The sequence below is a fragment of the Caulobacter sp. Root343 genome (genome assembly GCF_001425745.1).
GTDB lineage: Bacteria > Pseudomonadota > Alphaproteobacteria > Caulobacterales > Caulobacteraceae > Caulobacter.
Genome location: NZ_LMDF01000007.1, coordinates 743,971 through 756,867, shown reverse-complemented (window position 1 = coordinate 756,867; position 12,897 = coordinate 743,971). Strand labels below are relative to the sequence as shown.

The following is a 12,897-nucleotide window of genomic DNA, read 5'->3' as shown; positions in this document are numbered from 1 at the left end:
GCGATAGGCACAGATCCAGTTCAAGGGCTCCAGGCTGGACAGTCTGGGGCCCTTTTTTGTCCGAGCCTTCCGACACGCTGGTTTATCCAATTCCAAATTTTGGCTAGACCAATTTTTGGCGCGCGCTATATCCGAAGCAGGACTTCTGGGAGGAAGCACGATGCTGGCGACTCTGGCCCTGATGGCGGGCTTGGCGGCCGCGCCTGAACCGCGGGCCTTGACTCTTCCGACCGCCGTCGACCTGGCCAAGGCCGCGATCGACGCCTGTGCGGCCAAGGGCGCGCACATATCCGCCGCCGTGGTCGACTCCACCGGCAATCCGCTGGTCGTGCTGCGCGACGAACAAAGCCCCAAGCCGCCGATCGCCGCGCCGCGCAAGGCCAACGCCGCCGTGGTCTTCGACCTGCCGGGCAGTGTCATGGAGCCGCGCGAGAAGACCGACCCCGCGTTTGCGGCCAAGATCGCCGCCGATCCCGATCATCTGAACGCGCACGGCGGCTCACTGCCGCTGCACGTCGGCGCGACGCTGGTCGGCGGCTTGGCGATCGCCGACACCACGCACGAGACCGCCGACCAGTGCGCCCGGGCCGCCTTGGCCAAGTTTCCGCAATTCCATTGAGAAGAGCGTCCCCGATGATGAAGCGTCTCTCCCTCGCCGCCGCCCTGACCCTGTCGCTCGGCTGCGCCCACGCTCAGGAGCATGCGCCCGCCAAGCCGCTGGAAAAGCCCGACGCCGAGGGCCAGAAGCCGCGCGCGACCGTCGTCCTGGCCCCGTACCGCTTCAACGACATCCTCTGGGAGAACGACCGCACCGCGCATCGGATCTACAGCCGCGACCTGGAAAAGGCCGAGCCGCCATCGACCTCGGGCATCGACGCCTGGGGCAAGAGCGAGCGGTGGCCCTATATGGACCGTCAGCTGAAGACCGGCGACCAGCACGCCAACCACGGCGAGGGCCTGGACTTCTACGACGTTGGCACCGGCCGCGGCGCGGGCGGGCTAGGCGTCTGGCAGGACAACAAGCTGTGGACCTCGCGCAACTGGTCCAGCTGGAAGGTGATCAAGAACGGACCGGACGTGGCGTCGTTCAGCGTCGACTACGCGCCTTGGCCGGTCGACGTGGACCGAAAGGTTTGGGAGACGCGGACCTTCACCCTGCCGCTGGGCACCAATTTCACGCGGATGGTCTCGACGATCAGTTCCGACAAGCCGGGCCCGCTGGTGGTCGGCATCGGCATCACCAAGCGCAAGCGGGCCAGCGGCTCGGGCGTGTTCAAGAAGGACCTGGCCCCTGGCCGGGTGACGTTCTGGGAACCGGCGGATCCCGAGAAGGGCGCGATGGCCATCGCCCTGATGGTCGATCCCAAGTCGGTCGTCGAGGTTCGCCAGGACTTCGACAACTATCTCGTGCTGATCAAGGTCGAGCCCGGCAAGCCGTTCGTCTACTACATGGGCGCGGCCTGGGATAAGGGCCTCGACTTCCACACGCCGGCCGAGTGGGACGCGTACGTGACGGCCGCCAAGGCGGACTTTGATCCGGCGCACTGAGTCTCCATCACAACGAAAACCGCCCCGAGGCCTGGAGGGAAGGCCTCGGGGCGGTTCGTGACCGTCCGCCATTGGGGGAGGGCGCGGACGGCCTGGTTGTGTCCCTTCGAACCAGCGGTGTTTAGGCCGCGTCGACCAGGACCAGCTCGGCGTCTTCCAGGGCGGTGACGGTGATCGTGTCCTCGTCCTTGATGGCCGCGCCGTCGCGGGTGTTCAGCGTCACGCCATTGACCTCGACCGAGCCGGCGGCCGGGACCAGATAGCCGCTGCGGTCCTTGCCCAGGGCGTAGGTCGTGGTCTCGCCAGCCTTTAGCGTCGCGCCCAGAACCCGGGCGTCGGTGCGGATCGGCAGGGCGTCGGCATCATCCGAGAAGCCGGAGGCCAGGGTCACGAACTTGCCCGAGCGGTCACCCTTGGGGAACGGCTTGGCGCCCCACGACGGCGCGCCGCCGAACGTCTTGGGCTCGATCCAGATCTGAAAGATCCGGGTCGTTTCGGCCTCGAGATTGTACTCGGCGTGCCGGATGCCCGAGCCCGCGCTCATCACCTGGACGTCGCCGGCCTCGGTGCGGCCCTTGTTGCCCAGGTTGTCCTGGTGGGTGATCGCGCCGTCGCGGACATAGGTGATGATCTCCATGTCGCTGTGCGGGTGGGGCGGGAAGCCGGTGTTCGGGGCGATCTCGTCGTCGTTCCAGACCCGCAGCGCCCCCCAGTTCATGTTGCTGGGGTCGTAGTAGCTGGCGAACGAGAAGTGGTGCTTGGCCTTCAGCCAACCGTGGTCGGCGCCGCCAAGGCTATCGAACGGTCTGCGGTCGATCATGGCTCTAACCTTTCCAATCTCTCTGGGCCTCGGCCCTCCGGAGCGCCGCGTCGGCGCGTCCTGTTGAGGAGAAGATAGGGGATCCCTGGAGATCCGAAATGGAAACTGTTGAAACTCATTGTTTCCAAAACTACGATCATTGCATGTCCAAGCTGCCCGATCTCGAAGGCCTCGCCGTGTTCGCCAAGGTGGTGGAGTTGCGCTCGTTCGCCGCCGCCGCCGAGGACCTGGCCATGTCCAAGGCCACGGTCTCCAAGGCCGTCACCCGGCTGGAGGCGCGCCTGGGCGCACGGCTGTTCAACCGCACCTCGCGCCGCCTGGCCCTGACCGACGCCGGCCAGTCCCTGGTCGAGCGCGCCACCCGCGTCCTGGCCGAAGCCCAGGCGGCTGAGGAGGAGGCGTCCAGCCAGTCCTCGGCCCCGCGCGGCCTGGTGCGCATGGCCGTGCCGATGTCGCTGGGCATCACCAGCCTGGCGCCGGTGCTGCCCGGATTCTTCGAGGCCTATCCGGAGGTCTCGGTCGATTTGCACCTGTCGGACGCCACGATCGACCTGGTCGGCATGGGTTTCGACCTGGCCCTGCGCGTGGCGGCCCTGCCGGACAGCTCGCTGGTGGCCCGCCGTCTGCGGGCGGTGAAGCGTCACGTCGTGGCCTCACCGGATTACTGGAAGCGGCATGGCCGGCCGATCCACCCGGCGAGCCTGGCCGAGCATCGCGGCCTGACCTATGGCCACCAGTCCGCGCCCGAGACCTGGCGGTTCCAGAAAGGCGGCGAAGAGGCCTCCGTTCGACCCCGTTCGGTGATCCGCGCCAACAACGGCGACGTGCTCGTGCCCTCGCTGGTCGCTGGCGTCGGGGTGGCGGTGCTGCCGGACTTCATCGTCGGCGCGGCTCTGGCCGACGGCCGGCTGGAGGAGATCCTGAGCGACTGGACCGCCGCGCCGATCGCCCTGCACCTGGTCATGCCGCCCGGCGGTCCGAGGCCGGCGCGGGTCGAGGCCTTGGCGGCTTATTTGGGGAAGGTGCTGGGGAAATAGCGTCTATTTCACCCGCCTGAACGTCAGGCTCTGGTCCGGAGGACCGGGGACGCCGTCGACGTCCTGTTCGACGCGCAGCGTGTCGGCGTCGGCCAGCCAGACCTTCATCGACTGCTTGCGGCCCGTCTTGTTGCTGGTGACGGCGGTGACGCCGTTCTGGCCGTCGCGCCTGACGCTGATCATCACGACCTGAGTGTTGACCACGGCCTTGGTCGGGGTTCCGTCCAGCGGCGCGTCGGCGAACTGGATGGCGGCCAGACCTTCGTCGTCCTCCTCGATCAAGGTCCAGGCCAGGCTCTTGCCGTCGTCCTTGGTGACGTCGATCTCGGCGGCCAGGGGCGCGGGACCGGTCAGGGCTTCGTTGAACGTCGAGGCCTTTAGATCGATCGTCCAGCGCCCGGCCGCGCCCAAGGGGGTGTTCTGAGCCAAGGCGGGGCTGACGGCGGCCAGCAGACCAGCCGCGACGAGAACGGGCAGGGCGGATCGGGTCATGGAAGGCCTCCGTGAAGCTCGGCGATCAGACGCCCGAGCCTGGCCTTTCGTCTAGAGGCTTTCGACCTGGGTCGGCGTGAAGGCGCCGACCTGCAGCGGCGTCATGGCGGCGAGATTGGTCGTCGACAGCCAGTCCAGCTGGTTGACGGTCAGGCCGGGGATCTGGGCCGGCAGGATGTAGCCGACCTGGGTCGTGGTCAGTCCGGCGATCACCGTGGTCGACAGCGAGCCGAGCTGTGTGGCGGTCAGGCCCTGGACCTGGGTGGCGCTGAGCTGGCCGAACGCGGTCGATGACAGGCTGCGCACCTGGAACGCCGACAGACCCTTCAAGGCGCTCGGCGCCAGCGACGCCATCTGGGTCGTCGACAGCGCGGCGAGGTTGGTCACCGAGAGCGCGCCCAGCTGCGAGGCCGAGAGCGTGGCGACCTGTGTCGTGGAGACTTCGCCGATGTCCGTGGAGGTCAGGCCGGCCAGCTGGGTGGCGGTCAGGCCGGTGACCTGGGTGGTCGTCAGGCCTTGGAAGGCAGTGGTGTCCAGCCCGCTCAGGTTCGCCGTCGACAGGCCGCCCATCTGGGTGGCGGTCAGGCTCTGGAACTGCGTGGTCGACAGCTCCGCGAAGTCCGTCGTCGACAGGCCGCCGATCTGCGTCGCCGTCAGGGCCGCGAATTGGGTCGTGGTCAGGGCCGCGACCTGGGTCTGGCTGAGGGCGCTGATATTGGTCGACGACAGCGCGGCCATTTGGGTGGGCGTGAAGCCGGCCACCTGGGTGGCGGTCAATTCGGCAAAGTCGGTGGCGTCCAGCGAGCGGATCTGGGTGACGGTCAGGCCCGCCACCTGGGTCGAGTTCAGGTTGGCGACCTGGGTGGCCGAGAGACCGCCGACGCCGCCGCCACTGAGGCCCGCCAGCTGCGTGGCCGTCAGGGCCGCCACCTGGGTGTTCGACAGCGCCGCCGTCTGGGTGACCGACAGGCCGCCCAGCTGCGCCGCCGACAGCTGATTCAGGTTGGTGGCGAGGTCTGTCAGCTGCGTCGTCGACAGCGAGCCGACCTGGGTGGCGGTCAGGCCCTTGAGCTGGGTGGTGCTGAGCGCGGCGAACTGCTGGCTGTCCATGGCCGGGATCAGGGTGGCGGGCAGGGCGGCGATCTGGGACGCGGAGAGCGCCTGCAACTGGTCGGGCCACATCTCGCCGAGATCCTCGAGCCGCATGGCGCCGATCTGGGTCGTGCTCAGGTTCTTCAGCTGGCTGGCGTCCAGGGCGCTGATCTGGGTGGCGTCCAGACCGATGAAATGGGTCGCGTCCAGCGCGCCGACCTGGGTGGCGCTCAGCACCTCCATCCGACTGGCGTCCAGCTTGGCCAGCTGGGTCGAGGTCAGGGCGTTCAACTGGTTGCCGCTGAAGGCGGCCAGCTGGTCGGTGTCGAAGATCAGGTTCGAGGCGAAGGCCGGGATCTGGGTGGCCGTCAGTCCCTTCACCTGGGTCGCGGACAGGGCCGAGACCTGGGTGGCGCTGAGCCCGGCCAGCGCCGTGTTGGACAGCGCCGCGACCTGGGTGCTGGCCAGGGTCTCCAGCTTGGTCGTCGAGAGATTGGTGATCGTCGTCGCCGACAGGTTCGAGATCTGGGCGGCGGAGAGGTACGAAATCGGCACTGGACTCGTTGCTCCCGAAGGTCGCCCCGCGAATCTACGCGTTAACCATAGACGATGGCGGAGAGCGCGGCCATGCGACCGAAAGGTCCGTGGCAGGGCTTCCCAGGCTTACCGCCATCATGGCGAGAGTCCGATAAGGACTCCGCAACAGACGCAGTAAATCCGGGGCTAAGCTTGTGGCGCGCGCATGGTCCACAGGTCGAGGTCGTTCTCGCGCCCGATCAGCGCCAGGCCCGAGGCGATCGACTCGAACTCGCCGCCGCTTTCGATCTTTTCCGCCCCGAAGCGGCGCAGGAAGATATCGCGCACGGCCGGCACGAACGAACTGCCACCGGTCAGGAAGACGCGGTCGACGCCGGCTTCGGTGAGGTTGGCGCGGTCCAGAGCCTCGCCGACGGCAGTCTCGATGGCGGCCAGTTCCGGGGCGATCCAGACCTCGAAGTCCGAGCGGGCGACCGGCTTCTCGATCTCGACCGAGCCGGCCACGAAATGGAACGTCGCCTCGGTCTGGCTGGACAGGGCCTCCTTCAGCGCCGAGACCGACTTGTAGAGGGCGTAGCCGTGATTGCCGTCCAGCACCTCGATCAAGGCCGCGATCTTGTCCGGCTCGACCGCCGTGCGCTCCAGGGCGCGGATGTCGCGCATGTCCTTGGACGCGCGCAACAGGGCCAGCTGGTCCCAGCGGGCGAAGGCGGCGTAGTAGCGCTGCGGGATCGGCAGGTTGTTGGAGAACGCTCTGTAGTCCGAACCCTTGCCCAGCTCCGGCGAGACCAACTGGTCGATGATCCGGTAGTCGAAGGCGTCTCCCGCCACCCCGACGCCTGAGCGCGACAGCGGCGTCGAGCGCAGCGTTCCGTCATCGGCGCGCTCGAACCGGACCAGCGAGAAGTCGCTGGTGCCGCCGCCGAAGTCGGCGACCAGCACGGTGGCGTCCTGCTTCAGCTGACGGGCGAAGAAGAAGGCCGCGCCGACGGGTTCGTAGGCGTAGCGGATGTCAGTGAAGCCCAGGCGCTTGAACGCCTCTTCGTAGCGGGTCAGGGCCAGGGTCTCGTTCGGCGAGGATCCGGCGAAGGTCACCGGTCGGCCGACCACCACGCGTGGGGGCAGGGCGGACAGCGGCTCGCCGGCATGGTCGCGCAGCCGCAGCAGGAAGGCGGCCAGCAGGTCCTCGAACAGGTAGCGCTTGTCGAGGATGCGGGTCTCGGTGAAGGCCGCCGAGGCCGCGAAGGTCTTGAACGACTGGATGAAGCGAGTTTCCAGCGGATCTTCCAGATAGGCCTCGATCGCCCAGGGACCGGCCTCGACCACGCGTTCCTGCGCCTGGCCCGGCGCGCCCTGGAGGCTGTGGAAGCTGAGCGCCGAGCGGAAGGCGAACAGCTCGCGGTTGTCGATCGAGAAGCGCACCAGATGCGCGTGGTCGTCGCCCCGCGTCAGGGAGATGACGGTGTTGGTGGTGCCGAAGTCGACGCCAATGGTCGGCGCGCCAGGAGCCGGCGGGGAAGAGGCGGCCGTCATGAGATGGCTCGATGATCTGTCGGCGGGAGGGGCGTGCGTCGTAACGTCTCCCTCAAGAACGTCAAGCGACATGACCAGTTTAAGCCGTCATTTACGGTCGGCGCCGGAATCCTTCCTCGCAATGAGCCGGGTTGGACGCGATTCGTCTGACACCGGTATCCCTTGCGCACGAGTAATGGCGCGTTGAGGACTTGGGGGAACGCTGTGAAGCTGGACGACCTGAAGATTTCTTCGAAGGTTCTATTGCCCGCCGCCGTTCTGGCCGTCGCCACCGTGGCCTGCGCCGGACTGGGCGTCTGGCAACAGAAGCGCGCCGACGCCGCCACCGAGCAACTGGTGGCCCACCGATCGCCGGCCGAGGTGCAATCCGCCCGTTTCCTGCGTCGCATCAGCATGATGGGCTACGCCGCCCACCGCAGCGTGACCTATGACGGCGCTTCCGAGCAGGCCGCCGCCGCGTCCAAGGAACTCGACAAGGTCTATGGCGAGGGCAAGCAAAGCCTCGACAAGATCGCCGCCGCCGACCCGGCGACCGCCGACTACACCGCCGAGATGAAGGCCAAGCTGGACTCGGCCTATGCCGAGGCGCGCTCGGCCGCCGACCTGGCCCTGAAGAACGACGACGCCGGCGCCATGGTCGTGCTGGCCCGCGTCGACCCGGCCATCGACGGCATGGCCAAGCAAGGCAAGGCCTGGGGCGACGGCTACAACAAGCAGACGGCGGCCATGGTCGCCAGCGCCAGCAAGTCGGCCGCGTCCGGCTCGTGGCTGACCCTGCTGTTCGGCTTGGGCGCGGCCGCCTGCGGCATGGGCTTCGCGCTCTATATCGGCTCGTACAAGATCTCGCGCCCCGTGCGCGCCCTCTCCAGAAGCATGACCAGCCTGGTCGACGGCCAGCTGGACGTCGAGGTGGTCGGCGCGACCCGCAAGGACGAGGTCGGGCTGATGGCCCGCGCCGTCCAGGTGTTCAAGGACAACGCCGTGGCCCTGCGCGCCTCCGAAGCCGAGCAGGCGCGCGTCAGCGCCGCCAGCGAAAGCGAACGCGCCCGCAACGAGGCCGTGTCGTCGGCCGCCGCCCGCGATCAGGCCTTTGTCATGGAGCGCCTGGCCAACGCCCTGTCGCGCCTGTCGAACGGCGACCTGACCGTTCAGATCAGCGACGCCTTCCCCAAGGGCTATGAAGCCATCCGCGACGACTTCAACGGCGCCATCGCCCAGCTGGACGAGGCCATGAGCGGCATCGTGGGCGTGGTCGGGACCGTGGGCTCCAGCGCCGACGAGATCGCCGCCGCCGCCGACAACACCGCCCGCCGCAGCGAGCAGCAGGCCGCCAGCCTGGAAGAGACCGCCGCGGCCCTCGACGAGATCACCGCCACCGTCCGCCGCGCCTCGCAGGGCGCCGGCGAGGCCAGCCGTGTCGTCACCTCCACCCGGGCGGACGCCGAGCGTTCCGGCCAGGTGGTGCGCGGCGCCGTCGCGGCCATGAACGGCATCGAGAAGTCCTCGGCCCAGATCGGCAACATCGTCGGCGTGATCGACGAGATCGCCTTCCAGACCAACCTCCTGGCCCTGAACGCCGGCGTCGAGGCCGCGCGCGCGGGCGACAGCGGCCGCGGCTTCGCGGTCGTCGCCCAGGAAGTCCGGGCCCTGGCCCAGCGCTCGGCTGACGCGGCTAAGGAGATCAAGAGCCTGATCCACGCCTCCACCGCCCAGGTCGACGAAGGCGTGCGCCTGGTCGGCCAGACCGGCGAGGCCTTGGACGGCATCGTGCTGAAGGTCGGCGAGATCGACGCTCTGGTGTCGGAACTGGCGGCCTCGGCCAAGGAGCAGGCGACGGGCCTCAACGAGGTCAACGCCGCCGTCAACCAGATGGACCAGGGCGTGCAGCAGAACGCCGCCATGGTCGAACAGGCCACGGCCGTCAGCCACGCCCTGAAGAACGATATCGGCGGCCTGGTCCGCATGATCGGCCGCTTCGAGGTCAGCCAGAAGGCTCCTCCCCAGCGCCAGCAGGTCGCCTCGCGACCGGGCTATCGTCGCGCGGGCTGATTGACTTGCCGCCTCGCCTCCGGTCGAAGGGACCGAGGTTGAGGTAGGTGATCTTGGAAACTTTCGACGTCCTGGTGATCGGCGCGGGCGCGGCCGGCATGATGTGCGCCATCGAGGCCGGCAAGCGCGGGCGCTCGGTCTTGATCATCGACCACGCCAAGGCGCCGGGCGAGAAGATCCGCATCAGCGGCGGCGGACGCTGCAACTTCACCAACACCGGCGCGACGCACCTCAACTTCCTGTCGGCCAACCCGAAGTTCTGCGTCTCGGCCCTGCGCCGCTACCGGCCCCGGGACTTCATCGCGCTGGTCGAGCGGTACGGCATCGCCTACCACGAGAAGACCCTGGGCCAGCTGTTCTGCGACGGCTCGGCCAAGCAGATCATCGACATGCTGCTGACCGAGATGAAGGCCGCCCGCGTGGTCCTGCGTCTCGAGACGAGCTTCCAGGACGTGACCAAGACCGAGTCCGGTTTCGAGGTGACGCTGTCGTCCGGCAAGGTCGCCTGCGCCTCGCTGGTGGTGGCCTGCGGCGGCAAGTCGATCCCGAAGATGGGCGCGACGGGGTTGGGCTACGAGATCGCCAAGGAATTCGGGATCGGTCTTGTCGAGACCCGACCGGCGCTGGTGCCCCTGACCTTCGAGGCCGGCATGCTGGCCCGACTGACGCCGCTGTCGGGCGTGGCGCTGGACGCCGTGGTCGCCCATGGCAGGACCAAGTTCCGCGAGGGGATGCTGTTCACCCACCGCGGCCTGTCGGGACCCTCGATCCTGCAGATCTCGTCCTATTGGCGCGAGGGCGACGAGATCCGGGTCGACATGGCGCCGGGCGTCGACGCCCTGGCGGCGCTGAAGGCCGCCCGCACGGCCTCGCCGCGGCAGGCTGTTGCCACCGTGCTGTCGACCCTGCTGCCCAAGCGCGTGGCTCAGTTGATCGCCGAAGACGAAGACGGGGCCAAAGGCAATATCGCCGACTGTTCTGACAAGGTGCTGGGCCGGTTGGCCGCTGCGGTCAACGCCTGGACCTTCAAGCCGGTGGGCTCGGAAGGCTATCGCACGGCGGAAGTGACGCTGGGCGGGGTCGATACCGACGCCCTCGACTCCCGCACCCTGGAGACCAAGGCCGTGCCGGGACTCTATTTCATCGGCGAGGTGGTCGACGTCACCGGCTGGCTGGGCGGTTATAACTTCCAGTGGGCCTGGGCGTCGGGCTGGAGCGCGGGGCAAAGCGTCTGAGGACTTGCCCCCTCCGCGCTGCGCGCTCCTCCCCCGGAGGGGGAAGAAGGGCGCGCACCTTCCGCCCCCTCCCGGGGGCGGACGACCGCGAAGCGGTCAGGTGGGGGCAAGTGACCGCCTAACTACTTCTTCTTGAACGGCTTCCCGGCCGGCTTGGCGCCGGGCTTAGTGTCGAAGCTCTTGGCCTTGAAGGGCTTGGGGCCCTTGAACGGCTTGCCGGCGCCGCCGTCGTCGCGCTTGCCGGCATAGGGCTTCGAGTAAGGCTTCGGGCCGGCGGCGTTGTCGCTGAAGGCCTTCTTGAACGGCTTCTTCGGACCGTCGCCGTCGGTGCGCGGCGCACGCGGCTTGAACTCGCGCGGAGCATCAGCGCCAGCCTCGGCGCGCGGCTTGTAGGCGCGCTTGGGGCTGTCGGAATCCTGCGGCGAGTACGGACGCGGGGCCTCGTCACGCGGCGGGCGTGGCTTGAAGTCACGCGGCGCGGCGTTGTCGCGAGGCTTGAACTCGCGGGGCTTGTAGTCGCCCTTGGGCTCTTCGCCACGGCCATACGGCTTGGCGTTGCTGACGCCGTCGTCGCCATAGCTGGACGGGCGCGGCGTGTGATCGCGCGAGCCCGGAGCGTTGGCGCGCGGGCCGCGCGGAGCTTCATCGCGCGGGGGGCGCGGCTTGAACTCGCGCGGCGCTGCGTTGTCACGCGGCGCGTATTCGCGGCGCGGACCCGCCTCGCGCGCGGCCGGGGCCGCCGTCGGGGTGATCGTGACGTCCTCGCGCACCGTCTGCTGGACGGCCGCGCCGAACTTCACGGCCGCCTCGGCCGAGATCTCGAACTTGGTGTCGTAGTCGAAGATCCGGATCGACCCGATGTCCTTCTTGGTGATGTGGCCCAGGCGGCAGATCAGCGGGATCAGCCACTTGGGGTCGGCGTTGTTGCGGCGGCCGGTGTTGAGGCGGAACCACTCCGAACCGTCCATGCTGACGCGCTCGGGGCGATCCCCGAACTCGCGCTCGCCGCCGAATTCACGCGGCTCACGCGGCTCGCGGCTACGCGGGCCAGGGTCGGCGCCGTGGCGCGGGTCGTCATAAATCTCTTCCGGCGCCGGCAGCTTGGCGCGGCGGGTGCGGATCAGGGCGGCGGCGATTTCCAGCGGCGTGCGCTTGGCCAGCATCGCCTCGGCCAGGGCGGTGTCTTCCTCGACCGCGGGCTCGTTGAAGATCGGATCGTCCAGCAGACGCTCGGTGTCCTTGAGCCGGATTTCATCGGCGGTCGGGGCGCCGCCCCACTGGCCTTCGACGCCGGCGGCCATCAACAGCTGCTCGGCCTTGCGACGGCGGGTGTAGGGGACGACCAGGGCCGAGACGCCCTTCTTGCCGGCCCGGCCGGTGCGGCCCGAACGGTGCAGCAGGGTGGCCTTGTTGACCGGCAGCTCGGCGTGGATGACCAGGCCCAGGTCGGGCAGGTCGAGACCGCGCGCGGCGACGTCGGTGGCGACGCAGACGCGGGCGTGGCCGTCGCGCAACGCCTGCAGGGCGTCGGCGCGTTCACGTTGCGAGAGCTCGCCCGACAGGCCCACGACGTCGAAGCCGCGCTCGCGCAGCTTGCTGTGCATGGCGCGGACGCTTTCGCGGGTGTTGCAGAACACCAGGGCGCCGGGGCTTTCGAAGTAACGCAGCAGGTTGACGATCGCGTGCTCGATCTCGTTCGGCGCGACGCGCACGGCGCGATACTCGATGTCGCGGTGCGGCTCGTTGCGGCCGATCGTGTCGATGCGGATGGCGTCGTTCTGGTAGCTCTTGGCCAGCTGCACGATGTCGCGCGCCAGGGTGGCCGAGAACAGCAGGGTCCGGCGCTCGGCCGGGGCGGCGTCGAGGATGAACTCCAGGTCCTCGCGGAAGCCCATGTCGAGCATCTCGTCGGCCTCGTCGAGGACGGCGACCTTCAGCTCGGACAGATCCAGGTGGCCGCGCTCGATGTGGTCGCGCAGGCGGCCCGGGGTGCCGACGACGATATGGGCGCCGTAGTTCAAGGCGCGTTGCTCGCGACGCGCGTCCATGCCGCCGACGCAGTTGACGACCACGGCCATGGCCTGGGCGTACAGCCAGGTCAGCTCGCGATTGACCTGGATGGCCAGTTCGCGGGTCGGGGCGATGACCAGGCACAGCGGCGCGCCGGCGCGGCCGAAGATCTCTTCGTCGCCCAGCAGGGTCGGGGCGGCGGCCAGGCCAAAGGCCACGGTCTTGCCCGAGCCGGTCTGGGCGCTGACCAGCAGGTCACGGCCTTCGGCGTCGGCTTCCAGCACGGCGGCCTGGACGGGGGTGGGCTCGAGGTAGCCTTGAGCAGCGAGAGCCCGCTCGAGAGCGGGGTGGGAGGCAGGGAAGGGCATCTGGGTCCAGTTCATTTGCGGCCGCACACACAAACGCGCGGCTCGCGCCAATGACCAAATCTGGCCCCCAGAGCCTGTGATGCTCTCTTCGGACCGCTTCTTGGTCTAATCCAACGAAAATAGCCCCCTTTCGCGGCCGGGACGATGCGCCGGCGACGAAAAGGGGGCTTGATGAG

General features: G+C 68.7%; 10 protein-coding genes and 1 pseudogene. 5 read left to right on the top strand and 6 right to left on the bottom strand.

All coding sequences use genetic code 11. The features are described 5' to 3' along the window. Window positions 1–160 precede the first annotated feature (160 nt). On the top strand, window positions 161–619 hold the full coding sequence (locus ASC70_RS16045) for a heme-binding protein (RefSeq protein WP_056051747.1): 459 nt from the start codon (window positions 161–163) through the stop codon (window positions 617–619). Window positions 620–633: 14 nt separating this feature from the next. Next, the gene (locus tag ASC70_RS16040; RefSeq protein WP_056051745.1) at window positions 634–1,548 is read left to right on the top strand and encodes a DUF4861 family protein; all 915 of its coding nucleotides are present in this window, start codon (window positions 634–636) and stop codon (window positions 1,546–1,548) included. A gap of 121 nt (window positions 1,549–1,669) precedes the next feature. Here ASC70_RS16040 and ASC70_RS16035 read toward each other — a convergent pair whose 3' ends face one another. Beyond that, the gene (locus ASC70_RS16035) at window positions 1,670–2,368 is read right to left on the bottom strand and encodes a pirin family protein (protein WP_047405368.1); all 699 of its coding nucleotides are present in this window, start codon (window positions 2,366–2,368) and stop codon (window positions 1,670–1,672) included. A 143-nt stretch (window positions 2,369–2,511) separates the two neighbouring features. Here ASC70_RS16035 and ASC70_RS16030 point away from each other — a divergent pair, with 143 nt between their 5' ends. After that, window positions 2,512–3,405, top strand: coding sequence for a LysR family transcriptional regulator (locus tag ASC70_RS16030; protein WP_056051743.1), 894 nt, complete (start codon window positions 2,512–2,514; stop codon window positions 3,403–3,405). A 3-nt stretch (window positions 3,406–3,408) separates the two neighbouring features. Here the strand turns inward: ASC70_RS16030 and ASC70_RS16025 are convergent, their stop codons facing one another. From ASC70_RS16025 to ASC70_RS16015, 3 genes are all read right to left on the bottom strand, one after another. Then, window positions 3,409–3,897 carry a hypothetical protein gene (locus ASC70_RS16025; RefSeq protein ID WP_056051741.1) on the bottom strand — a complete coding sequence of 163 codons (489 nt, stop codon included), beginning with the start codon at window positions 3,895–3,897 and terminating at the stop codon, window positions 3,409–3,411. Between the two features lie 51 nt (window positions 3,898–3,948). Further along, entirely contained in the window at window positions 3,949–5,544 is a 1,596-nt protein-coding gene (locus ASC70_RS16020; RefSeq protein WP_056051739.1) for a hypothetical protein, read from the bottom strand. 168 nt (window positions 5,545–5,712) lie between these two features. Next, complete coding sequence (locus ASC70_RS16015) at window positions 5,713–7,059, bottom strand: Hsp70 family protein (RefSeq protein WP_056051736.1); 1,347 nt, start codon at window positions 7,057–7,059, stop codon at window positions 5,713–5,715. A gap of 204 nt (window positions 7,060–7,263) precedes the next feature. On the opposite strand from ASC70_RS16015, the gene ASC70_RS16010 reads away from it, so the two are divergent. Beyond that, entirely contained in the window at window positions 7,264–9,108 is a 1,845-nt protein-coding gene (locus tag ASC70_RS16010; RefSeq protein ID WP_056051734.1) for a methyl-accepting chemotaxis protein, read from the top strand. A 53-nt stretch (window positions 9,109–9,161) separates the two neighbouring features. Then, window positions 9,162–10,343, top strand: a complete 1,182-nt coding sequence (locus ASC70_RS16005) for an NAD(P)/FAD-dependent oxidoreductase (RefSeq protein WP_056052840.1) — start codon at window positions 9,162–9,164, stop codon at window positions 10,341–10,343. A 7-nt stretch (window positions 10,344–10,350) separates the two neighbouring features. On the opposite strand, the pseudogene ASC70_RS25065 reads toward ASC70_RS16005, so the two are convergent. Together ASC70_RS25065 and ASC70_RS16000 are read right to left on the bottom strand one after the other, a co-directional pair. Next, window positions 10,351–10,419, bottom strand: a pseudogene (locus tag ASC70_RS25065) (hypothetical protein); the annotation flags it as partial. Window positions 10,420–10,465: 46 nt separating this feature from the next. Beyond that, window positions 10,466–12,721, bottom strand: coding sequence for a DEAD/DEAH box helicase (locus tag ASC70_RS16000; protein ID WP_056052837.1), 2,256 nt, complete (start codon window positions 12,719–12,721; stop codon window positions 10,466–10,468). Window positions 12,722–12,897 lie beyond the last annotated feature (176 nt).

Excerpts from the sequence above, each read along its gene's own strand:
- ASC70_RS16035 (WP_047405368.1), bottom strand. The coding sequence starts at position 2,368 with ATGATCGACCGCAGACCGTTCGATAGCCTTGGCGGCGCCGACCACGGT.
- ASC70_RS16015 (WP_056051736.1), bottom strand. The coding sequence starts at position 7,059 with ATGACGGCCGCCTCTTCCCCGCCGGCTCCTGGCGCGCCGACCATTGGC.
- ASC70_RS16030 (WP_056051743.1), top strand. The coding sequence starts at position 2,512 with ATGTCCAAGCTGCCCGATCTCGAAGGCCTCGCCGTGTTCGCCAAGGTG.
- ASC70_RS16000 (WP_056052837.1), bottom strand. The coding sequence starts at position 12,721 with ATGCCCTTCCCTGCCTCCCACCCCGCTCTCGAGCGGGCTCTCGCTGCT.
- ASC70_RS16040 (WP_056051745.1), top strand. The coding sequence starts at position 634 with ATGATGAAGCGTCTCTCCCTCGCCGCCGCCCTGACCCTGTCGCTCGGC.
- ASC70_RS16045 (WP_056051747.1), top strand. The coding sequence starts at position 161 with ATGCTGGCGACTCTGGCCCTGATGGCGGGCTTGGCGGCCGCGCCTGAA.
- ASC70_RS16025 (WP_056051741.1), bottom strand. The coding sequence starts at position 3,897 with ATGACCCGATCCGCCCTGCCCGTTCTCGTCGCGGCTGGTCTGCTGGCC.